Source organism: Butyrivibrio fibrisolvens (assembly GCF_037113525.1).
Taxonomy (GTDB): domain Bacteria; phylum Bacillota; class Clostridia; order Lachnospirales; family Lachnospiraceae; genus Butyrivibrio; species Butyrivibrio fibrisolvens.
In genome coordinates this window covers 2,578,096-2,604,132 of record NZ_CP146963.1, presented here as the reverse complement: position 1 = coordinate 2,604,132, position 26,037 = coordinate 2,578,096, and the positions used below count along the sequence as shown (strand labels likewise).

Genomic DNA, 26,037 nt, shown 5'->3' with positions numbered 1-26,037 from the left:
AATTGTAGTTTGATTGAAGAAAATCTTTATGAGTAAAAAGATATAGATGATGTGGGAAATAATATAAACCACAGAAAAAATAGATTCACTTATAGAATAAAAAGTTATTCATAGAATATAAAGAGGATATGATCATGAAACTTACAGTAGAGGGAATTAAAGATTCAAGCGCTTGGGAATCCAAAGGCTATCATCTTCCTGCTTATGACAGAGCAGAAATAATCAAGAATACAGAAGAAGCTCCTGAATGGGTACATTTTGGTGCAGGTAACATTTTCCGTGCATTCCATGCAGTTCTTGCCCAGAACCTTATTGAAAAAGGACTTATGAACACAGGTATCGTAGTAGCAGAAGGCTTTGACTACGAGATCGTTGAGAAGGCATATAAAACATACGAGGATCTGTCTATCCTTGCAATCCTTAAGTCAGACGGATCTGTAGAAAAACAGGTTATCGGCTCAATTGCAAAGTCTTATATCCTTGATTCTGAAAGAGATGCTGAGTTTGAAGGCCTTAAGAAGGTATTTAGAAACAAGAGCCTTAAGCTTTGCACATTCACAATCACAGAGAAGGGCTATAACCTCAAAAAGACTGACGGAAGCTACATGGATGCTGTTCTTGCAGACATGAACGAAGGCCCTGCAAAGCCTCACAGCTACATTGGTAAAGTTGCATCCCTTATGTATGAAAGATATACAAATGGTAAGCTTCCTATCGCTATGGTAAGTACAGATAACTGCTCACACAATGGTGAGAAGCTCTATGCAGCTATCTATGAATTTGCTAAGGCATGGGCTGACAACGGCAAGGCTGATACAGGATTTGTTGACTATATAAATGACAAGAGCCTTGTATCATTCCCTTGGTCTATGATCGATAAGATCACACCAAGACCTGATGACAGCGTTAAGGCTATGCTTGCAGAAGACGGCGTAGAAGGTCTCGAGCCTGTTATCACAGGTTTCCATACATATGTTGCTCCTTTTGTTAACGCAGAAGAAAGTGAATACCTTGTAGTAGAAGACGACTTCCCTAATGGAAGACCGGCCCTTGAGAAAGCTGGAGTTATTTTCACAGACAGAGATACAGTTAATAATGTAGAGCGTATGAAGGTTACAACATGCCTTAACCCTCTTCACACAGCACTTGCTGTATATGGATGCCTTCTTGGATATACAAGGATCTCAGAAGAGATGAAGGACGCTGATCTTGTTAAGCTCATAAACACAGTTGGTTATGTAGAAGGCCTTCCTGTTGTAGTAGATCCAGGCGTTATCAATCCTAAGGACTTCATCGATACTGTAACCAAGGTTCGTCTTCCTAACCCATTCATGCCTGACGCACCTCAGAGAATCGCAACAGATACTTCTCAGAAGCTTGCAATTCGTTTCGGTGAGACTATTAAGAGCTATATTGCATCAAGTGATCTTGATGTTCATGCTCTTAAGGCTATTCCTTTTGTACTTGCAGGTTGGCTTAGATACACAATGGGAATCGATGATAAGGGCGCAGAGTTTGAGTGTAGCTCAGATCCACTTCTTGATGAAGTAGCAGCGATCACACGTACTATTAAACTTGGCGATACAAGAAGCGTAGATGAGCTCAAAAAAGTTCTTCTTCCTATCCTTAAGAGAAAAGAGATCTTTGCTGTAGATCTTGAAGAAGCAGGCCTTGCAGATACAGTAGTAGCTGACTTTGCAAAGCTTATAGCAAAAGAGGGTGCAGTTCGCGAGCAGCTTGCGGCTCTCCAATAATAGCTAAAGACTGATGTATTTAATGCCGAAATAAAGAATGGACTATAAGGTTTATTCTTTGTTTCGGCTTTTTTGTGTCCTTGATCTTAAAATAGTTTTTGAATTCCGTTCTACAAATTTTTTAAAGCACTTTTAGGTACTTTTGAAAGGTCTTTGGTATGCGTAAACACATAGTTCTGATAACTAATATCCTTATAATCGTCGTGGTGGTCGCAGGATTTGCGGCAATTGAGTTTGGGCTGGTGAATTTTTTCAATCAAAATGCCAAGAATCAGGCCCAGAACGATGTCATAGTAACGGGCATTGATGTATCGTCGCAGATTTCAAATGTTTCCACCACTCAAAGAGTCGCATCCCAGATGATCGCTTCAGATATTTTCCTGAAGAAATGGACAGAATCAGAGACGGCGATCCCTGAAAATAACGAAAATATAGACCAGCTCTATGATTATCTCAAAGAATATCAAGAAGTCCTTGGATACGACACAGTATTTTTTGTATCAGAAAAAACAGGTAATTACTATTATCAGGATGGTCTTAACAAGACCATATCCCCCGCTGATGATTTTGACAGCTGGTACTACAATTTCGTAGAACTTGATAAATCCTATGATATCCAGATAGACCACGACGAGACTATGGGATTTACTACAAATCTCTTTGTTAACTGCCGCGTGGAAGATGATGACGGGAATCTCCTTGGAGTAGCAGGAACGGCTCAGGAAGTTAGTGAGATAGAAGAGTATATAACAACTATGAAGGATACCATGGATGTTGACATTATGATCGTCAACACTGGTAATGCCATGAACTCTTTTAGCGGAAGCACTGATTATTACAAGACTCCGGAAGAAGCTGCAAATGCCCTGGGGCTTACGGAGACTGTCATTACATCTACTGACCTGGGAAAAGACGATTATATCTGGCTTGACAGAATTCATTGTATGACAATAAAGCACAATACAGATCTTAACTGGAATGTAATCGTAGTTAAAGATATTTCTGATGTTCTGTCAGAGTACAACAGGATCATAGCGTATGCTGTTGTACTTCTTGTGATTGTTCTTGCAATCTTTATAACTGCATCGACTATACTTCTTACTAGGATGAACAGGCTGTCAATAGAGCATGAGAATACGGATGATCTTACAGGCCTTTTTAATAACAGAATGTTCAGGATGAAATATACCGAAAATTTAAGAAAACATCGCGGAAATTTATCTCTTTTCATGATTGACGTTGATGATTTTAAGCAGTTTAATGATCAAATGGGACACCTGTACGGTAATGGTGTTCTTAAGATGGTGGCATCGCTCCTGCAGCAGGCTACAGCCAATTGCGGTATAGTCGGGCGCTGGGGTGGTGATGAGTTCATTGGGATCATGTACATGAATTCAAAAAGGGCAGCCGATATTCTGGGGCAGATCCAGTCGGACCTCGATAAAGAAGATACCAAGATGCCTGTAAGGATAAGCGGCGGTGTGACCAATGTACATCATGGAGAAACAATAGAAGCTGCCATAGAAAGAGCGGATCAGGGGCTCTATGCAAGCAAGAACGCGGGCAAGGGCACAGTGACGGTGCATAATTGAATCGTATCTTTTGGGGTTCCTGAGGATGGTAGTTAATAAATGATTTTGATATATTTTTCAAAGCCAACAAAATCATTTATTAACTACCATCCTCAGGAACTCGCAAGCGATAGATATTTATTATGTGTGAAGTAATGCATATTGCGTTGGCAATAAGCTTTTGGATTATGGAGAGATGATATATGAAGTCAGATATGACAAAGGGGAACATAGCGCCTATATTGATAAAGTTTATGATTCCGCTATTTATAGGAAATTTGTTTCAGCAGTTTTATAACATGGTGGATACGCTTATAGTTAGCAGATTTGTCGGGGCTGATGCGATGGCTGCTGTTGGGGCTACGGGTACTATTATGTTTCTGATCCTTGGGTTTGCTAATGGACTCGCTACTGGTTTTACGGTTCTGACTAGTCAGAGCTACGGTGCACGTGATGAGAACAGGCTTCGTCATAGTGTGGCTAATGCGATAATACTTGCTGTTATAGTGACTGTTATCACGACTTTTATAAGTGTTGTCAGTATGAAGGGGATTCTTCGTATCATGAACACGCCTGACAATATATTTGATTATTCATATGCGTATATTATTACTATAGCTTATGGTATCTGTGCCAGTGTGTTCTATAACCTGGGGGCATCTATTTTGAGGGCTATTGGTAATAGTAAGGTGCCGCTTTATTTCCTGATGCTTTCTGCAGGTTTAAATATCGTTCTGGATCTTGTGTGTATAGTAGGACTTGATCTTAAGACATTCGGTGCGGCGCTTGCAACAGTTGTATCTCAGGGAATATCAGCGATTCTTTGCTTTGTATATATCTATAAAAAGCAGCATTCTATCTGGCCGGAAAAAAGAGACTGGCATCTTGAAGCAAGGGATACAAGCCACCAGCTAAGAGTGGGAATACCTATGGCACTTCAGTTTGCTATCACAGCGTCAGGTACTATGATAATGCAGGCTGCGATCAATCTGTATGGTTCTGTGGCAGTTGCATCATTTTCTGCGGCAAGTAAATTGCAGAGTCTGATCACACAGGGAATGCCATCAATTGGCCAGACAATGGCAGCTTATGCAGGACAAAACTTTGGTGCAGGTAAATATGACAGGCTTAAGGGCGGTGTTAAGAACGCGCTTATCATTATGACTGTTTATTCTGTTGTAGCTGCTATACTTTCTACTTCATTGCTTGAGCCGGCCATGTATCTGTTCTTTGGCTCCGCAGAGAACGTTGCTATCCAGCTTCCATGGGCTATACCATATATAAGATTTTGCGCTATTTGCTATATACCATTATCAGCTATTTTCATCTTCAGAAATATGATGCAGGGCTGCGGATTCGGTTTCCTTCCCATGATGGGCGGAGTGGTAGAGCTGGTATCACGAGCTATAATGGCGGCTTTGTCTATGAAGTTTATGATATACGAGCTTGCAAGTGCCTGCGACCCGGCAGCGTGGCTTACTACGGGAATATTCACTTTTGTTGCATGGCTGTATGTAGCGCCTAAGATAGAGAGGATGTTTTCGGGGAGACAGAAAGTGATTGATTAAGGAGATGTATGAGGATAAAAAGAAATTCTATGAGACAACCGGGAATGACAGAAGGAAATGAAAATAACAAGCTAAAGGATAGCTCTTGGAATGAAGGTTCCAAGAGCTTTTTATAACAACCGAAAAACACCAAATGAAAGTGCCGAAAAACACCAAATGAAAGTGCCGAAAAACACCAAATGAAAGTGCCGAAAAACACCAAATGAAAGTGCCGAAAAACACCAAATAAAAGTGCCGAAAAACACCAAATGAACTTGAATAAATGCTGTAATAATGCTAGAATTCCATATAGAAGAGGAGAGGCGCTTTTATGGAATATATTCAGAGAATTGTTGATGGTGAAATCAATCGAAAAATTGAGGCGTTTAATGCGATCAATATAGTTGGACCAAAAGGCTGTGGTAAGACAAGAACAGCTAAAGAAAGATGTAATACTATCATTGAGTTTCAAGATGAGGAGAAACGAGATGGCTATCTGGCAGTTGCTGAGACGTCACCACGACTATTTTTGAAAAACCCCAAGCCTATTTTGTTTGATGAATGGCAAGATGCGCCCAAAATATGGGGGACAATACGTAAGGACTGCGATGATAACCCTGATGATATTGGTAATTTTTATTTGACAGGATCTACATCCAGGAAGATAGATACTCCTCATTCCGGAACTGGTAGAATTACAGAACTTCTTATGCTTCCTATGACACTGTCAGAAACGGGAGAGTCAAACGGGAGCGTATCTCTTAGCAAGGTTATAACAGACAAGACATATGATATTGATGGAATTCAATCGAATTTATCACTAGATGATCTGTTTTTTGCTGCATGTAGAGGCGGATGGCCTAGATGTCTGGCTATTAAAAAGGATTCTGCTAAGCTTGAAATTGCCAAAGACTATTTTAATCAGATATACAAGAAAGATATAAGTGCAATAGATAAAGTTAATAGAAATCCTGAGCTTACCAGAACTATTCTGTGGTCTTATGCAAGAAATATGGCGACTTGTGCCAAGAAAACAAGTATTTATGCGGATGTCAAAGCTGAATATAATGTTTCTGACAATACAATTGCTTCATATATTGATAAACTGGAACAATTATTTGTTATAAAGGATATTGATGCTTGGACTCCGCAAATTCGTTCGAAAACAGCTATAAGAGCAGCTAAGAAACATATTTTTATAGATCCTTCTATTGGCCTGAGTGCTCTTAATATTAAGCCTGATTATTTTAATAATGATCTGGACATGTTTGGACATGTATTTGAAAACCTTGTTTTACGAGATCTTATTGTGTATGCCGATGCTCACGACGCACGAATCCTGCACTATGCAGATAGTACCGGACTGGAAGCTGATGCTGTGTATCAGATGGATGATGGAAGGTATGCACTGATTGAGATTAAAACAGGGGCTAATAAGATTCCGGAAGCAGAGAAAGGTTTGCTGAAATTCAGAGATGTTATAAAAGCGCATAATGAATCTGCATTAGAAAATAAAAAGCATCCACGCCCTGTTTATAGAGAACCGGAGGAGTTGATAATAATATGTGCTACAGCACCAATGGCATATACTACTGATAATGGCGTAAAGGTAATACCAATAGGATGCCTTAAAGATTAATATTCATATTATGAGTTGCAAAGATAGATGAATATAGATAAGTATATAAAAGGTATTATATCCCTTGTTAAAAAAGATGATACTAAAGACATAATCCCGGAAGAAACCAAGGCTGTTTCTCGCAAAGACCCCAAGATCCATATCCTTTACAAATGGGAGAAGGGCGGAAAGTTCTTTGCTCCGGGAGTCCTTTTGTATGTTGAAAATGGTAAAGGGCTTCTCCATGAGGAGTACTACTATGATTATGAAAAAATGAGCTTCGGTACGCTGATGTTTAGAGATACACCTCTTTTTCAGCTTCAGGGAAGAGGGTATTATTGTCCGACATGTGAGAAGATAGTAAAAAGTGGTTATGATCTGGAGAAGACAAAAGAGTTTTCCTGTGATGCGATAAACGAAGATGGAGCTCTCTTTGAAGATGTAGTTGAGCAGATGAAACCGCTGCTGGGGCTTTTAGAAGAAGATTTTTACTGTCTTTGGGATACAAAGCTTTATCCAACTGATGGTAATGAAAATCTGTTCTGGGATTTTCCAAATGAAGATAAGGCACTACTGGGATCATGTATTTGCTATCTTGGCGACGGCAACTATGCAAGCATTATACCGCACTATACTATAGGTACACAGCCAAAGAGATTATATAATCCTGAGAGAGCTGAGTATTACAGGGATAAGAAAGGTAGCAGAGCAATTGCCTATTACATGGATGGTAATCTTACAGCGCTTATTGATGGTCATCACAAGGCTATGGCAGCAGCTATGGAACATAGAGAAGTCAGTGCGGTTGTTATTTCTAATTGCTACTACGGTGAGGGTAAGAAAGAGAAATATCTTTCTGCTAATGAGGTGCAATTTAGACTTGAAGATCTGCCAAATGATGAACCTATATATGAATGGATTCGCGCGAGACTTGGCAGAAAGGATAGGGTGAAGAAAACCTATAAAGAGATTAACGTTACCGATGATACAGCATTTTCTTTTGACACCAAGGAACTTGCAAGGCAGTATCCAACAGTGTTTGAAAAAGGGTGTGTGGATTATTTTGGTAAAATAGATGATGAGCTGATTGACGGGCTAGTGTATGGTAAAGGTACTGGTACAAAGATTGTCCCAAGAGCTGCCGGGGCTTCGTATCTGGATGACCTTCAGTTATTGATAAAAGCTCTTGGAACCATTAGGCATAAGAGATTTTTTGAAGTTGCTGATCATATTTTACACACAGAAGTGGATGTGGATACTTTGATCATGTGTGTTGACCAGATCGGCAGACAACTTGACATGGGCGATACCATGGGAAGTGGCATGGATATTGATGGTATCAAGGACTACCTTATAACCTATATGGCAGAGATAGAAGATGAGTTCCCTGCTGTAGGAAAAGAAATCTTTATGATTTTATAAAAAGCGGCATGAAAATTGAGTTTTGTGCGACTTTGTTAGAGGAATGATTATGGTAAATATTATTTTTGGTATTATATTTTCAGCATGTATGCTTGGATGGCTTCTATTTTTTTCTATAAAGGGAATGATACTTGCCAAGAAGGCAATGTGTGAGCGCACTGATACTATAGAAGTTACCTGTACAAAGTGTGAGAGGACTTTTCAAGCGACAGTAAAGGATCTTATTACAACGTCTCGTTTGCAGAAGAAGGTAAGGGTCTATACTCCCAACAAACATGTGTACAAAGTACAGAGAAAATGCCCATGCCCATATTGCGAGAGCGTAGAATGGGTGAAAGTTAATGTAGAGCAGCTTAGCGTTATATCACGTGAAGTGGAGTACCCTATTTTAGCTAAGTACCTGGCTATTGCCTTTGTGCCTCCGCTTATTATTGGACAGCTTTTGATGCGTTTTATGTAGAAAAAAGAGAAGGTTGATCAGATTAAGTTAACATTGGAGAATTGACGTGGACAGAATAAAATCTCTTTTTACAAAAATAAAACCTTTGTATGCATATGCATGCTTTACTTCTTTTAATCTTTTGATTCATTTGATAAATTACCAGCGAGGAATATTTGGCGAATATCTGGATTATCTTCTTTACATAGCTAAGATTGCTATATGTATCTTTGTCCTAAGATCTGGAGAAAAACCTGATGATAATGCAAAATCCAAGGTGGATTTGTTGTTCAGGCTGATAATAGCATGCGATCTTTTTGAGATGTTTGTTTCTTTTACCATGACAAGTCTCACGGGTCTTGCGTTGTGGATGTTGATAGGTCTTTTAGTGATCAAATTTGTACTAGACTGGACAGTCTATGCAAGGATCAGCAGATATACGCAAAGAGGATTTTTATGGTATTTTGGAAACGTTGGATGCGTTGTTTTATTTGCTTTTTATCTCAAGATTGGACATTTGGCTCTTTTATATACACTTATAGTACTGCGACTGCTCATAAAGGTATATGTACTTAGGAAGCCTCAAATGCTTGCGTTAGAGAGTGCAAGCGCAGATAAAGCAGAAACTGATATGAAGGCAGAGGCTAAGCTATCCAATACATGGAATAAGATTGCGCTTGCGGTTACAGTTTTATTAGCTTGTGTATTCTTGTTTCTAAGATATGGAAGAGTTCCTGGCCAATATGAACTTACAACTCAAAGTGGTAAACAGACAGTTAGATCTTCTTCAGAGCGTTTAGGAATAATTTCAGATAACAGGGAAGAGTATTCGCTGACCAACTGGCTTCCTGAATGGACTGGTTTTCACATGGAGTGGCACGGCATTGTGGATTCTGAAACCGGTGATAAGACAGGTGCTGTTTATGGGAATGACCTGATCTTTGATGACTACGGGATTGCATGGGACTATTCAGGTCACTTTATAGACACGAATGGAAAAAACGTGATTACAGTATCTCCTTTTGTAATGGAAAGAAGATCGGGCAGGATGAATCTGCTTATATACGCATTTGATGAATACTTAAATGAGCGCCAAAGTTATAGTAATTATGAATCGTATTTGGAATATCATTCAAATATTACATGGCAGGAGAAGTCTGTTTTCGATGGTAATATTCGAATGTACCGCAGCAGCGATTTTAACGATCATGAAAGCTCATATTTTGAGAATCATATCGCGCCGTTTTATTCTGAAGCTACGGGGACCTATGGATTTATAAATGACAAGGGCAAAATCATAGTAAGCCCTAATTATATCGCATATGATGATTACAATTCTGATTATGAGCTTATTACGCTTACCAGAAAGTTTTCAGGTTCGAAGACCATTGTGAACTATAAAGGAGAGTATATTCTTGGCAGATGGGGAAGCTTTGATTATATAATTATCGATTCTCATAATAAGCTTCTTTTTGCAAAAAAACCTAATGAAATTGAGCTATATGATTTTGAAGGCAATAGATTAAATGCAGATAGCGTTTATACTAACCTGGGAAGTTATAAATATCATGGCGATATTGTCGTAATTGGAAAAAGCAATTCCTCAGACAGGCAAGTTTATAATGCTGTAGTTATCGATAGAAATGGCAATGAGCTATTTGAATGTGCAGGATATGATGAATTCTATGGTTATGAGGATTCTACCGGTAGTATTAAATATGTTTTGGCGAGGGATAACGATACCTATAATAATAACTGGGTTTTTCTGACTAGAGACGGACTTGATAAAATAGGCGGAGAATATAGCGAAATTCAGGTACTGGATGGTTTTGAACTATATGAAAATCCTGTTGTGATCGCTGTAGAAGCAGGATCAAATAATGTTTCGATCATGCATTGTGATGGGGAACTTATCGAAACAGGGTATCGATACGAAGAATATAATAGTGACTATAAGCTGATCGAAGTATCTAAAGAAGCTGTTGATGGATTGACATTGTATAATTACGTTGACATGAATGGAGAACTTGTATTTGATAGATGGACTATAGGGGGTCTTCATTAGTGACGAAGAGCGGACAAATTAAAACTTACAAAACAAGAAAACCAGTCTCTATGAGGCTGGTTTATTTTAGAAAATCATTCCTATGATCTACGGGATTAAAATTGTACCCGCGTCTTATCATATCTGAAACCTTTAAGGCTACAAGATTGATATCAGAATCCATACACTTTGCGATCGTACATGCATCCATTCCCTGATAGATATAATCAAGAAGCTCGTCATCAGGAAGGGAAATTTCTGCAGCAAAAAGATTGGCCTCGTACTCCATACGGCTTGTCTGCATATCGAACAGGTTGTATTCTGCAAAGCCTTGTGCAATGTCTCTATGGAGACGGTCGTGGCCTATTTCATGCAGGATTACAATGTTGTAGAGTTCAGGAGCGAGGTCTTCTTTGATGAATATAAAAGGTATATCTTCAATAACCTGATATACCCCTTTTTGCTTCTTAAAAGGTACGGGCTTTATGATTATTCCAAGATAATCTGCAAGTAAGGCGGGATCTGATGCCCCGGCTTCTTTAATAAGGCCTCGTGCCTCTTTTATTATATGATCGTTATCGTAATACATAGTCTTGGAAAAATGAAATTGTTATTATCAACGTGATCAGAATGAGTTATTGTTTAGCTTGACGTATCAAAGTGATCCTTAAGTTTAAGTATCAATCGTCATTTATGTTGGCAGACAGGATCAGTTGCTACGGTGTTTCTTCTTAGCTTCAACATAAGCCTGCTGCATAGAGAGCATGAGAACATCCATATCGTCCTCATCCATCTTGCCACCTGCAAAAAGACTTGTGAGTTCAGCTACAAGGCGCTTTGCTTCAACTTTCTCTTCAACTTCTTCAGAGCTTATTAAAAATCTGTCATCGTCTGCTACAAGGTCAGCAGGAGTTACGCCCAGTACGTCTGCGATCCTGCGCAGCTGATTGGATGTACGGGGGATGCTAAGGTCTGTCTCGTAAGATGAGATAGTTCTCTGAGCTACACCTGAAGCCTCTGCGAGTTCTGTCTGAGATATTTTTCTTTCTTTTCTGATTGATTTAAGTTTTTGACCAAATGACATGAGTATATCTCCTCCAAATTAGTTTAACAGCTGATATATCAGCTCATATACAAATTAACTGCGGATTCCATAGATGGTTAATTGGAAAACTTTAAATATTGGAAATGTTGAAAATAGCATATTATCAAAGTATCATCCGAATGATGAAGTTGAAATGCTAAAACTATCATACAGTATAGAAAAGCATTTAGCAAGCCAAAAGAGGAAAATAGCCTGTGCTTATTTGTGCGTGACAAGCAAAAATAATGCTAATAATATAAATAACAAAGAGATAACTTAAGAGTTTTGGGGAGTGTAAAAAGATTCTAATGACAGATTCTCATGATTTTGCTGAAAATTGTTAAACACAGATGCAGTATGATTTTGTTCAAACACTGAATATTGCGGCATTTTTGTATATGTAAAAAATTAACGATATATAAGGAATTTTAGAAGAATTTTTTTTATAAGTTGCCAAATGAAAAAAATTAGAGTATAGTTCTGACTTGTATGAAGCAATTCGCTTTATTATAGAAGAAACACATCATTGTATTTGTTCGTGTTATAGATTAAATCTTAAATTGACGGATTATTTATGACTTCGAACACATCTTTTTACTAAAAATACATTGTAGCAATTGGCTGCAGAAAGGTTATTAAATGGCAGGAAACAAATTACTCATCGTTGAGTCACCAACCAAGGTCAAGGCAATCAAGAAGTTCCTTGGAAGCGGTTATGACGTTGCGGCGAGCAACGGACATGTAAGAGATCTTCCCAAATCTCAGATGGGAATAGATATTGAGCATGGTTATGAGCCAAAATATATAACTATCCGCGGTAAGGGAGATCTTCTGGCAGATCTTCGTAAGAAAGTTAAAAAAGCAGATCACATATATCTCGCAACTGACCCTGACCGTGAAGGTGAGGCTATCAGCTGGCATCTTATATCAGCACTTAAACTTGGAGAGGGCAGCAAGAAGGTATCTCGTGTAACTTTCAACGAGATCACTAAGAATGCTGTTAAGGAAGCATTAAAGCACCCAAGAGATATCGACATGAATCTTGTTGATGCTCAGCAGGCAAGACGTGTCCTAGACCGTATCGTTGGTTATAGCATAAGCCCGCTTCTTTGGAATAAGATCAAGCGTGGTCTTTCTGCAGGCCGTGTTCAGTCAGTAGCACTTCGAATCATCTGCGACAGAGAGGATGAGATCAATGCTTTCATTCCTAAGGAATACTGGAGCCTTGATGTAAATCTCGGAGTTTCAGGCGAGAAGAAACCTCTCGTTGCCCACTACTATGGTGAAGGCGATGAGAAAAAAGAGATAGCATCCAAAGAAGAGCTTGAAGCACTTGTAAAGTCTTTGGAAGGTGCAGATTATAAGATCACACAGATCAAGAAGAGCGAGAGAACAAAGAAAGCTCCGCTTCCATTTACAACATCAACACTTCAGCAGGAAGCTTCCAAGGCGATTAACTTCAGTACTCAGAAGACAATGCGCGTTGCACAGCAGCTCTATGAAGGAATTGATATTAAGGGTAGTGGTACTGTAGGTTTAATCACATACCTTCGTACCGATTCTACACGTATCTCTGACGAAGCTATCGCAGCAGCATCAGGATATATCGAAGAGAACTTTGGAAAAGAGTACCTTGCAGAAGGCGAAGCTAAAGCTAAGAATGCTCAGAAGATACAGGATGCACACGAAGCTATCCGTCCTACAGATGTAAACAGAACACCTGTAGTAGTTAAGGATTATCTTACAAGAGAGCAGTTCCGTCTCTATCAGCTTATCTGGCGCAGATTCATGGCTTCCCGTATGGCTCCTGCCAAGTACGAGACAACATCAGTTCGTATTGATGCCGGAACTCACCGCTTTACAGTAGCTGCATCCAAAACTGTATTCGACGGTTTCATGAACGTATATACAGATGATGAAGATAAAATTGAGAAGAACACACTTATGAAAGGCATTGATGAAAAGTCAGTCCTTAAGTTCGAATCATTCGATCCTCAGCAGCACTTCACACAGCCCAAGGCTCACTATACAGAAGCTTCACTTGTACATGACCTTGAGCAGCTTGGAATAGGACGTCCATCTACATATGCTCCTACAATCGGAACAATCCTTGCTCGTCACTATATCTCCAAGGATGGAAAAAATCTTTTCGTAACAGATCTTGGTCTTGCTGTTAATAAGGTTATGAACGACCAGTTCAGCCAGATCGTTAACGTTAACTTTACAGCTAACCTTGAGACACTCCTTGACGGCGTTGCAGAGGGAACTGTTAAGTGGAAGACTATCATCGAGAACTTCTATCCTGATCTTGATGATGCTGTTAAGAAGGCAGAGGTTGAGCTTGAAAAAGTTACTATCGCAGATGAAGAGACAGACGTTGTCTGTGAGAACTGCGGCCGTAACATGGTTATCAAGTATGGCCCTCACGGTAAATTCCTTGCATGTCCAGGATTCCCTGAGTGTCGTAACACAAAGCCTTACTTCGAGAAGATCGGCGTAGAGTGTCCTGAGTGTGGAAAGGACATAGTCATCAAGATGACAAAGAAGGGCAGACGCTATTATGGCTGTCTTGGCTTCCCAGATTGCGAATTCATGTCATGGGCTAAGCCTTCTAAGACAAAATGTCCTACATGTGGCGGCTACATGGTTGAAAAGGGCAACAAACTTGCCTGCGCTAACCAGGAATGCGGCTTCGTAATGGATAAGCCTGAGGAAAATAAAGACTGATAAATAATAGAGTCCTATAGCAGAAATGTACTGCTATAGGACTTTTTGCATGATCAATATTAAGACAAAGTGTTTTTTTGAACTATTAAAAGAAGATATGTTCACAGCACTCAATGTGCAGGGCAAGGCTGATAACCAAATACCGATAATTGTCAGAACATTAATGTAAATTGTTGCATTTGTTTGCTTTATTCGATTGATTTATGATTTATTTGTGTTTATAATGATATAGGTATTAGAAATGTATAATTATGACTTTGTGTATTTGCCTGCAAAGTCATAATGATATATTTGCTTCTATTTTCAGATATCTTTTTTGATGCAGATAATGTTTAGCAACAATTACAGAAAGGGTTCTCATGAGCAGCGTTCAGCTTCTAGACAAGACTCGTAAGATCGGTAATCTTCTTCATAACGTTAATTCCGGCAAGGTGGTATTTAACGACATCTGTGATGTACTTGGAGAGATTCTTCTTTCAAATGTTCTCGTTATAAGTAAAAAGGGTAAGGTACTCGGAACTTCCACAAGGAATGAGATCCCGGAGATCAAGGATCTTCTGATTGGAGAAGTTGGAAGTTTTGTAGATCCTATGCTCAATGAAAGACTTCTTACAATTCTTTCGACCAAAGAGAATGTAAATCTGACAACGCTTGGATTTGATTCTGAGGAATCGGATCGTTATCAGGCTATTATCACACCTATCTATATTGCAGGTGAGAGACTTGGAACACTCTTTATCTACAAGATAGAGCAGTCCTACGAAATTGACGATATCATTTTGTGCGAATACGGAACTACTGTTGTAGGTCTTGAAATGCTTCGTGCAGTTAACGAAGAGAGCGCAGAAGAGAATCGTAAGATCGCGGTTGTTAAGTCTGCGATCAGCACACTTTCATTTTCAGAGATGGAAGCTATCGTGCATATATTCGATGAGCTTAACGGTATGGAAGGCGTTCTTGTTGCCAGCAAGATAGCTGACAGGGACGGAATCACACGTTCTGTTATCGTTAACGCACTTCGTAAGTTTGAGAGTGCAGGCGTCATTGAGTCCAGAAGTTCCGGAATGAAAGGAACTTACATCAAGGTCCTCAACGACGTGGTATTTGACGAAGTCAAAAAGCTTAAGAAAGAATCTAAGTGATGTAGATGGTCGTAGCCGCGGGGCTATGACAGATAAATTCATAAGCCTCATGTGAAAAAAATCCTGATTTTCCTAATGTTATTATCCGCTTACGTGGACACGCAGTACTTCAGCTCCTAATAACATAAGGAAAAGCAGGATTTTTTTCAAAATCGGCTTATGAATTTATCTGCCATAGCCCTGCTTTTTTGCGTTCAAGCATCAAGACTTTTTTGCACTTCGTTCAAAAAGTCTTGTGAGCGAGGTGCGTTGGGAAGGACTTTGTTTATGGAAGCGGGGATTAAGTCTAATGAATGCTGATGTTTTGGCCGAAATATAGGTGACGGCGTATGATTATCGAGCCTTTTTATAGGTGGCGGGGAGCGTGTGAGTAAGTAATAATTATCAATAAAGTGATAACAATACTTGCATTTTGCAGGTAAAAGTTTTATCATAAATATTGAATAATCAGATAATTAATTACTCTTTTTGCGATAATTATTCCATGGATGGGAGAAACGCTAAGTAGCAGGAGCTGTATACTGCAGGTAACGTGTTTTTGGGCCGCGGAATGAGCGGGAAAAAGAGGTTCGTATGATTAATTCCAATGCTTTCGATTATATAAATGTTCTGGATGCAACGGCTGATGCGGCATGGGTCAGAAATGAGATCATTGCCAATAATATTGCTAATGCAACAACTCCCGGTTATAAAAGAGAAGATATTGATTTTGAGAATGAACTAAGACGTGCTCTTGGATACGTGAAATTTAAATCACTTGATGAAAAGGTTGCAAATCTTCGCGGAACTAAAATTAAAGGAAGATCCTTCTTAGACAGCGCTAATTATTCCTATCGTCTTGATAAGAACAACGTAGATCCGGAGCAGGAGAATATAGAACTTGTATCCAACCAGCTCAAATATCAGGGCGTAATTGCAAGTCTTACTAATGAGTTCCAAAATCTTCAGACAGCTATGAGGGCACCATCATAAAGTTGAAAAAACGGATTGCGGTTTTTGAATATTTAGGAGTGTTATATGAGTTTATTTACATCATTTGATATCAATGGATCAGGTCTTACGGCTCAGAGATTTAGGATGGACATAATCTCTGAGAATATAGCTAATGCTAATACAACCCGTGATGAAGACGGAGATCCTTATGTACGTAAGGTTGTAACTTTCTCAGAAAAAGGAGAACAGACTCCTTTTACAAAGATATTTAATCAAAAACTTGATCACTACTCGGGTAAGGGTGTTAAAGTTACAACTGTTCAGGAAGATACGAAGACACAGATGAATATAGTCTATGATCCTTCACATCCTGATGCAGATGAAGATGGTTATGTTACATATCCAAACGTTAATATTGTTACAGAGATGACCAATCTCATCGATGCGAGCAATGCTTACCAGGCTAATGCCACTGCTTTCAACGCAAGTAAGCAGATCGCACAGATGGGACTTACAATGGGTAGGGGAGGTTGATAAATCAACCGCTTAACCTAAAAACCAGGTCGGGACGGTAATGTTTTATTCAGGGTAAAAGAACTAATTGTTAGGGGCACTAAGGGGCGGAGAAAACTTGTTCGGGGGGAGAATTTATGCAGGCTAGTGAATAGCTTGTTAATCTCCATGAACAAGTTTTTTGTTTTCGCTAAAAAGGAGAGGGCTGATGGCTGATATTTCTACTCTTACAAATGTCACATCGGGTGCGGTAAAAGCTGCGGAGATAGCTAATAGCCGTGTTAGAAATCCTATGGGTAAACCCGAAGATGATCGTAATACTTTTTCTAGAATTCTTGCTACCACCATCGATAACATCAATACGACCAATGCTTATCTTTCTGATGCAGAAAATGCAGAGATAGAATGGTCTCTTGGTCAGGCCAAGAATACTCACGATCTGACTATCGCTTTAAATAAAGCTTCAACAGCACTCCAGTATACTGTCGCAGTAAGAGACAGAGTGCTTACAGCATACAACCAGCTTATGCAGATGCAATTCTAAGTTGCCTAGAAATACATCCATGTATTTCTAAACAGGCACAGGATACATCCTGTATCCGTTGCCTAGAAATGCATCCATGCATTTCTGAACAGGCTCAGGATACATCCTGTATCCGGTTGCTTACATACAACTGTTTTCTCGCTTAATGGGAGTTAAGCATACCTCAGAGGGGAGGTAGTAAGTATGCCTGAAAGATTAAAAGCAATTCTCGACAGAATTAAAGAGTGGTGGAACCGCTTTACCACCAAACAAAAGACAATGATAGTAGCAGTAGGTGCCGGTGCGCTTGTTACATTGGCTGTTCTTTTGCTGATCTTTTCACAGCCTAAGTACATCACCCTGGTTACGGCGGATGATACGAAGCAGGCTGCTGAGATCAGAGATCTTCTTGAAGAGAACAATATAAATTATCAGCTGTCGGAAGATGCACTTGTATTCAAAGTCCGTGAAGAGGATCAGCAGGATGCAAGACTACTTCTTGCGGCCAACGGTGTTCAGGCTGATGACTATACAATTGATAAAGTTACTGATTCGTCTTTTACCACAACAGAATCTGATAAACAGAAGAAGTACGTAACTTATATGGAAAAAAAGCTTGAGAAGGACCTTGCATCTATCGAGTCTGTAAACTGGGCAAGGATCACACTTCATGTTCCGGAAGATGACGGAACGCTTCTTGCATCACAGGAAGAGTCTACAGCAAGTATACTTCTTGAATTAAGCGATCCGGAGCATTTTACCAAAGATAATGCGGCATTTATCGCCAAGATAATATCCGCAGCTCTTGGAAATGAAACTACTGAAGGCATAGTTATCATGGATTCAACAGGTATGATGCTCTATGCCGGAGAAGATGAGACTGTAATGGGCATAGCAACTTCTCAGCTCACGTTAAAACAACAGGCTGAAGCTTCAGTAAGAACGGCAGTCAAAAACGTAATACTTGGAACCAACATGTATGACAACGTTGAAGTTGGTACCAATCTGAAGATGGATTTTTCTACAATAGATGACACCATTCATACTTACACACCTGTTGAAGGAGGATCTCAAGGCGTTTTAAGTGAGCACAGATCCTACTCTTCAGATTCTACAGGCGGCGAGTCGGGGGTTCCGGGAACCGACTCAAACGATGACACAACTTATGTAACTCAGGACAACGAGAATTATTCCCAGTCGGTTACGGAAGAAGAGTCACATTATCTTCCAAATGAAAGGATCACAACGACCAATACGCCTCCGGGCTCGATCGATTATACCACTTCGACAGTATCTGTATCAGCGATCAATTATGTAGTACTTAATGAGGACGATTACAAATCAGAAGATCATGAGGGACTTAGTTGGGACGAATTTAAGCTTGCAAATTCTCAGCCTGTTGATGTTACTGAAACAATTGATGCAGCAACACTTGTAAGGCTTCAGAATCTTGTAGCTAACGCAACAGGTATCAGCACAGATAATGTTACTGTAGGTCTTTTTGAACAGAATATCTATTTTGACAGCGAAGGCCTTAACATGAGCCTGACAGATCTGTTACAGATAATCCTGATCCTTGTAATCCTTGCACTTCTTGCATTCGTTATCGTCAGAAGCCTTCATTCCGAGCGTCAGGAAGAGGTGGAGGACGAACCGGAAGAGCTTTCTGTTGAACAGCTTCTTGAGTCTCAGCCTGAGGAAACTGAAGCACTTGAGAACATCGAAATGGATCAAGGTTCAGAGACCAAAAAACTTATCGAAGAGTTTGTTGAGCAGAATCCTGAAGCAGCAGCAAACCTGCTTCGTAACTGGCTTAATGATGATTATGCGTAAATGGGAGAAAAAGTATGTCAGAAGAAGGCTTAATGGAAGGCTTTACGCCAACGGTGAATTTAACAGAAAACCTGTCGGGTACGCAGAAGGCAGCGATCCTTCTCATCGCACTTGGACCGGAGAAGTCGTCGCTTATCTTCAAGTACCTGAAAGAGGAGGAAATCGAGGAGCTTACTCTTGAGATAGCCAACACAAGGTCTGTAAGTTCTGAGATAAAAGAGGCTGTTATCAATGATTTCTATGGCGTATGTCTTGCCCAGCAGTACATTGCTGAAGGCGGTATCACATATGCCAAAGAGCTTCTTGAAAAAGCTCTTGGTGAAGACAAGGCAATGGATGTTATCAGTAAACTTACTGCATCCTTGCAGGTTAAGCCTTTCGAATTTATCAGAAAGACTGACCCTTCACAGATACTTACTTTCATACAGGATGAGCATCCTCAGACGATCGCACTTATTTTGTCTTACATGTCACCTGCTCAAAGCTCGCAGATTCTGGGTGCCCTTACTCCTGACAGACAGGCAGATGTTGCCAAGAGGATAGCAACTATGGATAGAACGAGCCCTGATACTATCAAGGATGTAGAAAAAGTACTTGAGACCAAGCTATCGTCTCTTGTTAACCAGGATTACACTATCATCGGCGGTGTCGATGCTGTTGTTGAGATCCTCAATACAGTTGATCGTCAGACAGAAAAGCATATCATGGAGACTCTGGAAATCGAAGAGCCCGAGCTTGCTGATGAAATCCGTAAGAAGATGTTCGTATTCGAAGATATCCTTATGCTGGATGATCGTTCTATCCAGAGGGTACTTCGTGATGTTGATAACTCAGATTTGTCCCTTGCATGTAAAGGTGCTAATGAGCAGGTACAGACTGCAATATTCAACAACCTTTCAAAGCGTCTTGCAGTTATGATCAAGGAAGATATGGATTTCATGGGACCTGTTCGTATGAAGGATGTTGAAGAAGCTCAGCAGAAGATCGTTAACATTATCAGAAAGCTTGAAGATTCCGGCGAGATCGTAATCTCCAGGGGCGGAGGTGATGATATAGTTGTCTAATCTTGTTAAAGGCATGTGGGTAACTCTTGATAGTGAAGATGCAAGAATCATCGATAATAATGAGCTGTCTGATATCAAGATTCAGGAGTCTTATGAGGAAGAGATGCGGCGCCGTGCAAGGCAAAGTGCCCAGATGCAGGGTGAAGACGGCATGGATGGAATGGATGACATGTACGAACCCTCTTTTAACGAAGGGATTCCTGCTGAACCGATTGACAGACTGATGGAAGATCAGGAGGGCATGGATGGAATGGACGGTATGCCCTCTGAGATGAGTCTGTCTGATTTTGATGGCGAAGACGGTGCTATGCAGGGCGGAACCGGTGGTCAGGATTATGGCGGACCAGGTGAGGCCTATGGGGCTGGATCTTATGATGGAGGCCAGGGTTATGGCGGGGGTCCTAATGAAATGCCGCCTAATATTCAAAAAGATATAGATCAGATCTTAAACGATGCCCAGGTTCAGGCTAATCAGATAGTTGCAGATGCAAGAATGCAGGCTGATCAGATCCTGAATCAGGCGAGAGAAGAAGGACACCGCCAGGGTTATGATGAAGGCTTTCAGGAAGGCATGGCCAAGTCCGAGGATAAGGTAGAAAAGACTATTCAGAAAAAAGAAAAAGAGCTTGAGGCAAGATACGAGCGCATGACCCAGTCGGTTGAGCCTGAAATGGTTGATACACTGACAAGGATTTATGAGCATGTGTTCAATGTATCTTTTAAAGACGATAAGGAGATAATCCTTCATCTACTCCAGACAGCTCTTTCAAGAATAGAGTCAAGCGGAAGCCTTCTTATACACATTTCGCCTGATGACTATGACATGATAACGGATGCCAAAGAGCAGCTTATGCAAAACGTTGTAAGTCCTGACACAGTACTTGAGCTTGTTGAAGATCCAACGCTTAAAGAAAATGAGTGCATCATCGAAACAGATGGAGGAATCTTTGACTGCAGCGTAGGAGTTGAGTTAGAAGAACTTGGAAGAAAGATAAAACTTCTTTCGTTTGATAGAAGAAAATAGTAGATACTATTGGAAATGGTCGAAGAATATTATTTGGATATAAATAACATCTTTGGTAGTTAAAATACTAATTTAAAATCCAGATCTTATAGGAGCAGCGAATAATGTCAAGTGGACTTATTGATTTTAGTAGATATAGAAAGCTTGAAGCGCAGACCTTTTATCGTACAAGAGGAAAGGTAATAAATATCGTCGGTCTTACCATCGAGTCAGCAGGACCCGATGCCAAGATGGGCGATATTTGCTATATCTATCCCAAGCAAAAGGGAGATGAGTCTCCTGTTAAATACTCCGGAAAGCCTACTATGGCTGAAGTTGTAGGTTTTTCTAACGGACGAGTCCAGCTGATGCCTTATGAGAATACAAGTGGTATAGGTAGCGGTTCTATAGTTGAAAATACTGAGTCTCCCCTTAGGGTAAATGTTGGCGACGGCCTCCTTGGTCAAACTCTTGACGGACTTGGCCGAATTGACGGAACCAGCTATGGTCAGGGGCATGTTCTTGAAAACGGAATCTCATATTCAGTAGAGAATCAGCCTCCGGATCCTATGACCAGAGACCCTATATCAGAAGTATTGTCTCTGGGAGTCAAGGCAGTTGATGGGCTTCTCACAGTCGGTAAAGGCCAGCGTATAGGTATTTTCGCAGGTTCCGGTGTTGGTAAGTCAACGCTCCTTGGAATGTTTGCTCGTAACACCAAAGCTGACATCAACGTAATAGCTCTTATTGGAGAGCGTGGAAGAGAGGTTCGCGAGTTCATAGAAAGAGACCTTGGAGAAGAAGGTGTTCAAAGGTCAGTTGTTGTAGTCGCAACTTCTGATAAGCCTGCTCTTGAACGTGTAAAGGCGGCTAAGACTGCAACCTCAATTGCAGAGTATTTCAGAGATCAGGGTAAAGACGTACTTCTTATGATGGACTCCTTAACCCGTTTTTCCATGGCTCAAAGAGAAATAGGCCTGGCAAGCGGTGAGCCACCTGTATCAAGAGGATATCCACCGTCTGTATATGCTGAAATGCCGAAGCTACTTGAAAGAGCCGGTAAATCTCAAAAAGGGTCTATAACGGGCCTTTATACAGTTCTTGTAGATGGTGATGACTTTAATGAGCCTATCACAGATACAGCAAGATCTATTCTGGATGGACATATTGTCCTTAACAGAAAGCTTGCGCAAAAGAATCATTATCCTGCGATTGATGTACTTCAAAGCATCTCAAGATGTATGTCTGCTATAGCGTCTCCCGCTCAGAAGCGTTCTGCAGGAAGATTTAAGAACGTAATGGCAACTTATAATGATGCGGAAGATCTTATAAACATCGGAGCATACAGAAAGGGTGCCAACAAGAATATAGACTATGCGATCGATAAGATAGATGCAGTCAATGATTTTCTGCTTCAGTCAACGGATGAGAAGTTTTCATTTGAAGAAATAATTGATCAGCTGGAAACTCTTTTCCCAGATGAACCTAAAAAGACAGAATAATATTAGGTGTTGGAAAGATCTTTGTTTGAGAATTTGGAGTTATGTTTTGCGGTTTTGATCATCCTTTTTTGATAATTAGAAAAAATATGATCATGTGGCCTGGAGGTTATATTGGCAAAGTTCGTTTATAGTATGCAGAGTGTCCTGAATTTAAAGATCAAGACAGAAAACCAGTCCAGAATGGAGTTTGGTGCTGCTCAGATGCGTCTTAACGAAGAACTCGACAAGATGGACCGCCTCCAAAAGCGTCTTGAAGACTACATGCTTCAGGGAGAAGAGCTTCAGGCAAACGTCCTTGATGTGCAGGAAATTTTGTTTAACAGAAATGCTGTTGAAAACGTAAAAGCTCAAATTGAGGACCAGAAACTGAATATAGAACAGGCTGAAAAGATAGTAGATGAAGCAAGACTTAAATTGTCCAAGGACATGCAGGAGCGCAAGATGCAGGAGACTCTGAGAGAAAGAGCCTTCCAGGAGTATCTTCAGGAAGAAAAAGATGCAGAGTTCAAGGAAAGCGACCAGAGAACCAGCTTTACCTACGGACAGAAGATCAATAAGAGCAGGTAGAACAACTACAGGATGTAGTTAGTACATGTTTAAAAATGCATGGATGCATTTTTATGTACCAATTACAGGATGTAGTTAGTACATGTTTAAAAATGCATGGATGCATTTTTATGTACTAGGAAAGGATCGACATATGGCTGATAAGAAGAAAAAAGAAAAAGAGCCCGAAAGACCAGCTTACACATTGCCCGATGATCCTAAGGAGGCAATGAAACAACTTAAAGCCGATAGAAAGCAGCTACGTTCTGACCAGAAAGCTGCAGCTAAAGAAGCGAGACTTCGTGCAAAAGAAATGGAAGAGGCGGAAGCTGAGCTTAATGGAGATATCCATGGTGGCCTTGGATCTTTTCTTCTGATCCTTTTGATAATACTTGTGTGGATGCTCCTTATGGCCATAATGATCAAGTTCAATATCTTAGGACTTGGTGATACATTAACGCCTGCACTCAAGAACGTGCCTTATATAAGGAACCTTCTTCCAAATGCACAGATTACTCAGATGAATAGTGAAGAAAATTCAGAAGAGGTTCTTGTTGATAATTCTGATTATGTAGCATCTCTTGAAAGAGAACTGTCTAATCAGCTTGCGCTTAATGCTTCTTTGTCCGCAACTATAGACAAGCTTAACGCAGAGGTGGCAAGACTTGAACCCTTCGAAGAAGAACAGGCTGAATTCGACAAGCAAAGACAGCAGTTCTATCAGGACATAGTCTACAACGACAATGCCCCCGATGCCAGCGCCTACGCATCCTACTACGCAATGATAGATCCTGAAGAAGCTGCAAAGATCTATGAAGAGATAGCAGCAAGTGAAGTTTCCGATGAAGAAGTTAAAGTCTACGCTGCGACTTTCTCTGCCATGAAACCAAAGGAAGCAGCGGCTATCTTTAACAACATGTCCAATATAACCCTTGTTGCAAGAATACTTCAGCAGATGGGAAGTGATGACAGGGCTAAGATCATGGGCAAACTCGACACGGATGTAGCAGAGAAAGTAACGGAACTTCTTGAACCTGAAGGACTTCCGGGACTACCAGGCGACAACGCGGCGGGGACGTAAACGCTCGAGGGGTGAAGATTCCTGCGGGTGGCAGTTAACAAATGGTTTTGGGGGCGTGAAAATTTTATGGAATTCACCGACATAGAAATACATCCATGTATTTCTAAACATGTCTAGTTACGTCCTGTAACTAGGCATGATATCTGGCATTATATATTCTGGGATTCATAAACTCGCTTCGTTCAAACAATGAATCCCAAGCGAGAATATATAATTCCATCTATCAAGCTCTTGAATTCTATAAAATTTTCAATGACCCCAAAACCATTTGTTAACTGCCACCCGCAGGAATCTTCTAGGTATAGCGTGCGTTTGGGGTGAGAAAGCTCAGGCGAGAAAAGCAGAGATGAGGATAGTTGTGAGAAGTTCGGGAGGTTAAAGGTATAGAGGGTACAATATGGATGAAGAATTTGAGGCGTAAAGGGTGGGAATGTATGATTTACGTATTTTCAGGAATATTAAAGGTATAGAGTATATATATTTGATAAAGTTTACTAACACTTGGTATTGATATAATTTCCCAAAAGATTAGTATGAAAATTTGAGGAATATGGGGAGGGAGAACTGGCTATGGGAGCTGTGGATAAGGTTGTTTTAGAACTTAAAAAGATTTGTGCGGAAATAATTAAGCATAAGTGTCTTATAGCGCTTCTTATATTGTTGGCTACGCTTTCGGGATCGGTTGCTTCTGCTAAGGTTGCAGATCTTCCTGTTTTTTCAAGATCAGTTGAAACGCTTGATGAATCTAAGACGGTAGTTATGAAGGTCACGGGTGCTACGATCGCGCTTTCGTTTGCGATAACGCTACTTCCAGATGACTGGGGGACTCCGCTTGCGGATTCTCTGGCGGATATGAATAAATATCTGGTGTTTATGCTAGGGATGATCTATTTTGAGAATCTTCTGGTAACTAAAGGCATACCGATCATATTCAAATATTTACTCCCAATAGCATTTTTATTACTGATAATATATCTTATTGCCACCACGAAGTGGGTAAAGAAGATTGCTATAAAGCTGTCTTTGAAGATTTTTGCCCTTTCGCTTGTGCTTATCCTGGTGGTGCCTTGTGGAACTGCCATATCAAATCGTCTGTGCTCAGGTTCCATGTCATATGTGAATGATGCGATAACCCTGGCAGAAGATGGGGCGGACAAAGTGGAAGGCATGTCCGAAAATGCATCTGAAGACAAGAGTTTTTATGAAAGAATATCCGAGCTTTTTAACACGGCAATAGGAGGCGTTCAGGATCTGTTTAACTATTACAAAGGAATTGTCGGTAAGTTCGTAAATTCTATCGCGATACTTGCAGTTGCTTACTGTGTTATTCCTGTTTTGACTTTCCTTATACTCTTTTGGATACTAAACCAGATGCTCCAGTTAGAAAGCTTTAGAAGTCGTGGAGATTTCTTTTTGAGGGAAAAAACAAAAGAAGATAACAATGATTTTACCGAGAATAAAGAGATGAAGAGTTAATAAGGGACTCTTATCCGGGTTAACTTTATTAAAGAATATGTTTTCGCAACTTTGAATCAGAAATCCGCATTTACTGCGGATTTCGTAAGAAAATGAATCGGTAGGTAAATAGGCCTAACACCGAAGGTGTTCTCAATTGGCCTATTTACATGACTTTTGGAACGAAGTGACAAAAAGTCATGGTAAGTTGTTACAGCATCATTTTTGTGGGAGAG

At 40.2% G+C, this 26,037-nt stretch carries 21 protein-coding genes; 19 read left to right on the top strand and 2 right to left on the bottom strand.

Features of this window, described 5'->3' with window-relative positions:
- Positions 1 to 134 precede the first annotated feature (134 nt).
- From WAA20_RS10920 to WAA20_RS10890, 7 genes are all read left to right on the top strand, one after another.
- The gene (locus WAA20_RS10920) at positions 135 to 1,754 is read left to right on the top strand and encodes a mannitol dehydrogenase family protein (RefSeq protein WP_073387063.1); all 1,620 of its coding nucleotides are present in this window, start codon (positions 135 to 137) and stop codon (positions 1,752 to 1,754) included.
- 158 nt (positions 1,755 to 1,912) lie between these two features.
- Positions 1,913 to 3,346, top strand: coding sequence for a sensor domain-containing diguanylate cyclase (locus WAA20_RS10915; RefSeq protein ID WP_073387061.1), 1,434 nt, complete (start codon positions 1,913 to 1,915; stop codon positions 3,344 to 3,346).
- A gap of 182 nt (positions 3,347 to 3,528) precedes the next feature.
- The gene (locus WAA20_RS10910; protein ID WP_073387060.1) at positions 3,529 to 4,893 is read left to right on the top strand and encodes an MATE family efflux transporter; all 1,365 of its coding nucleotides are present in this window, start codon (positions 3,529 to 3,531) and stop codon (positions 4,891 to 4,893) included.
- A 310-nt stretch (positions 4,894 to 5,203) separates the two neighbouring features.
- Positions 5,204 to 6,511, top strand: coding sequence for a DUF4143 domain-containing protein (locus WAA20_RS10905; protein ID WP_073387058.1), 1,308 nt, complete (start codon positions 5,204 to 5,206; stop codon positions 6,509 to 6,511).
- A 27-nt stretch (positions 6,512 to 6,538) separates the two neighbouring features.
- On the top strand, positions 6,539 to 7,912 hold the full coding sequence (locus tag WAA20_RS10900; protein WP_073387057.1) for a hypothetical protein: 1,374 nt from the start codon (positions 6,539 to 6,541) through the stop codon (positions 7,910 to 7,912).
- A 49-nt stretch (positions 7,913 to 7,961) separates the two neighbouring features.
- Complete coding sequence (locus WAA20_RS10895) at positions 7,962 to 8,372, top strand: hypothetical protein (RefSeq protein WP_073387055.1); 411 nt, start codon at positions 7,962 to 7,964, stop codon at positions 8,370 to 8,372.
- A gap of 46 nt (positions 8,373 to 8,418) precedes the next feature.
- Positions 8,419 to 10,416, top strand: coding sequence for a WG repeat-containing protein (locus tag WAA20_RS10890; protein ID WP_073387054.1), 1,998 nt, complete (start codon positions 8,419 to 8,421; stop codon positions 10,414 to 10,416).
- A 61-nt stretch (positions 10,417 to 10,477) separates the two neighbouring features.
- On the opposite strand, the gene WAA20_RS10885 is transcribed toward WAA20_RS10890, so the two are convergent.
- A complete protein-coding gene (locus WAA20_RS10885) occupies positions 10,478 to 10,984 on the bottom strand; it encodes an ImmA/IrrE family metallo-endopeptidase (protein ID WP_073387052.1) in 507 nt (168 codons plus the stop codon).
- Between the two features lie 120 nt (positions 10,985 to 11,104).
- A complete protein-coding gene (locus WAA20_RS10880; RefSeq protein ID WP_073387050.1) occupies positions 11,105 to 11,479 on the bottom strand; it encodes a helix-turn-helix transcriptional regulator in 375 nt (124 codons plus the stop codon).
- Between the two features lie 639 nt (positions 11,480 to 12,118).
- Here WAA20_RS10880 and topA point away from each other — a divergent pair.
- From topA to WAA20_RS10820, 12 genes are all read left to right on the top strand, one after another.
- Positions 12,119 to 14,206 carry a type I DNA topoisomerase gene (gene topA / locus WAA20_RS10875; RefSeq protein ID WP_073387049.1) on the top strand — a complete coding sequence of 696 codons (2,088 nt, stop codon included), beginning with the start codon at positions 12,119 to 12,121 and terminating at the stop codon, positions 14,204 to 14,206.
- A 359-nt stretch (positions 14,207 to 14,565) separates the two neighbouring features.
- Entirely contained in the window at positions 14,566 to 15,348 is a 783-nt protein-coding gene (gene codY / locus WAA20_RS10870; RefSeq protein ID WP_073387047.1) for a GTP-sensing pleiotropic transcriptional regulator CodY, read from the top strand.
- A gap of 573 nt (positions 15,349 to 15,921) precedes the next feature.
- Entirely contained in the window at positions 15,922 to 16,320 is a 399-nt protein-coding gene (gene flgB / locus WAA20_RS10865) for a flagellar basal body rod protein FlgB (RefSeq protein ID WP_073387046.1), read from the top strand.
- A 45-nt stretch (positions 16,321 to 16,365) separates the two neighbouring features.
- Positions 16,366 to 16,815 (top strand): flagellar basal body rod protein FlgC, encoded by a 450-nt coding sequence (gene flgC / locus WAA20_RS10860; protein ID WP_073387044.1) that lies wholly within the window; start codon positions 16,366 to 16,368, stop codon positions 16,813 to 16,815.
- A gap of 187 nt (positions 16,816 to 17,002) precedes the next feature.
- A complete protein-coding gene (gene fliE, locus WAA20_RS10855) occupies positions 17,003 to 17,338 on the top strand; it encodes a flagellar hook-basal body complex protein FliE (protein WP_073387043.1) in 336 nt (111 codons plus the stop codon).
- 183 nt (positions 17,339 to 17,521) lie between these two features.
- Positions 17,522 to 19,150 (top strand): flagellar basal-body MS-ring/collar protein FliF, encoded by a 1,629-nt coding sequence (gene fliF / locus WAA20_RS10850; RefSeq protein WP_073387041.1) that lies wholly within the window; start codon positions 17,522 to 17,524, stop codon positions 19,148 to 19,150.
- 14 nt (positions 19,151 to 19,164) lie between these two features.
- Positions 19,165 to 20,214, top strand: coding sequence for a flagellar motor switch protein FliG (gene fliG, locus WAA20_RS10845; protein ID WP_330393619.1), 1,050 nt, complete (start codon positions 19,165 to 19,167; stop codon positions 20,212 to 20,214).
- A complete protein-coding gene (gene sctL, locus WAA20_RS10840) occupies positions 20,207 to 21,238 on the top strand; it encodes a type III secretion system stator protein SctL (RefSeq protein ID WP_081373763.1) in 1,032 nt (343 codons plus the stop codon). Before fliG ends, sctL begins: the two co-directional genes overlap by 8 nt.
- A gap of 104 nt (positions 21,239 to 21,342) precedes the next feature.
- Positions 21,343 to 22,719 (top strand): flagellar protein export ATPase FliI, encoded by a 1,377-nt coding sequence (gene fliI / locus WAA20_RS10835; protein ID WP_073387039.1) that lies wholly within the window; start codon positions 21,343 to 21,345, stop codon positions 22,717 to 22,719.
- Between the two features lie 111 nt (positions 22,720 to 22,830).
- Positions 22,831 to 23,286 carry a flagellar export protein FliJ gene (gene fliJ / locus WAA20_RS10830; protein WP_073387038.1) on the top strand — a complete coding sequence of 152 codons (456 nt, stop codon included), beginning with the start codon at positions 22,831 to 22,833 and terminating at the stop codon, positions 23,284 to 23,286.
- Between the two features lie 133 nt (positions 23,287 to 23,419).
- Entirely contained in the window at positions 23,420 to 24,346 is a 927-nt protein-coding gene (locus tag WAA20_RS10825; protein WP_073387036.1) for a MotE family protein, read from the top strand.
- Positions 24,347 to 24,916: 570 nt separating this feature from the next.
- The gene (locus WAA20_RS10820; RefSeq protein ID WP_073387035.1) at positions 24,917 to 25,822 is read left to right on the top strand and encodes a hypothetical protein; all 906 of its coding nucleotides are present in this window, start codon (positions 24,917 to 24,919) and stop codon (positions 25,820 to 25,822) included.
- Positions 25,823 to 26,037 lie beyond the last annotated feature (215 nt).

Bases quoted from the DNA above. Each gene is read 5' to 3' on its own strand.
- WAA20_RS10920 (WP_073387063.1), top strand. From the start codon at position 135: ATGAAACTTACAGTAGAGGGAATTAAAGATTCAAGCGCTTGGGAATCC.
- WAA20_RS10915 (WP_073387061.1), top strand. From the start codon at position 1,913: ATGCGTAAACACATAGTTCTGATAACTAATATCCTTATAATCGTCGTG.
- WAA20_RS10910 (WP_073387060.1), top strand. From the start codon at position 3,529: ATGAAGTCAGATATGACAAAGGGGAACATAGCGCCTATATTGATAAAG.
- WAA20_RS10905 (WP_073387058.1), top strand. From the start codon at position 5,204: ATGGAATATATTCAGAGAATTGTTGATGGTGAAATCAATCGAAAAATT.
- WAA20_RS10900 (WP_073387057.1), top strand. From the start codon at position 6,539: ATGAATATAGATAAGTATATAAAAGGTATTATATCCCTTGTTAAAAAA.
- WAA20_RS10895 (WP_073387055.1), top strand. From the start codon at position 7,962: ATGGTAAATATTATTTTTGGTATTATATTTTCAGCATGTATGCTTGGA.
- WAA20_RS10885 (WP_073387052.1), bottom strand. From the start codon at position 10,984: ATGTATTACGATAACGATCATATAATAAAAGAGGCACGAGGCCTTATT.
- WAA20_RS10880 (WP_073387050.1), bottom strand. From the start codon at position 11,479: ATGTCATTTGGTCAAAAACTTAAATCAATCAGAAAAGAAAGAAAAATA.
- topA (WP_073387049.1), top strand. From the start codon at position 12,119: ATGGCAGGAAACAAATTACTCATCGTTGAGTCACCAACCAAGGTCAAG.
- codY (WP_073387047.1), top strand. From the start codon at position 14,566: ATGAGCAGCGTTCAGCTTCTAGACAAGACTCGTAAGATCGGTAATCTT.
- flgB (WP_073387046.1), top strand. From the start codon at position 15,922: ATGATTAATTCCAATGCTTTCGATTATATAAATGTTCTGGATGCAACG.
- flgC (WP_073387044.1), top strand. From the start codon at position 16,366: ATGAGTTTATTTACATCATTTGATATCAATGGATCAGGTCTTACGGCT.
- fliE (WP_073387043.1), top strand. From the start codon at position 17,003: ATGGCTGATATTTCTACTCTTACAAATGTCACATCGGGTGCGGTAAAA.
- fliF (WP_073387041.1), top strand. From the start codon at position 17,522: ATGCCTGAAAGATTAAAAGCAATTCTCGACAGAATTAAAGAGTGGTGG.
- fliG (WP_330393619.1), top strand. From the start codon at position 19,165: ATGTCAGAAGAAGGCTTAATGGAAGGCTTTACGCCAACGGTGAATTTA.
- fliI (WP_073387039.1), top strand. From the start codon at position 21,343: ATGTCAAGTGGACTTATTGATTTTAGTAGATATAGAAAGCTTGAAGCG.
- WAA20_RS10825 (WP_073387036.1), top strand. From the start codon at position 23,420: ATGGCTGATAAGAAGAAAAAAGAAAAAGAGCCCGAAAGACCAGCTTAC.
- WAA20_RS10820 (WP_073387035.1), top strand. From the start codon at position 24,917: ATGGGAGCTGTGGATAAGGTTGTTTTAGAACTTAAAAAGATTTGTGCG.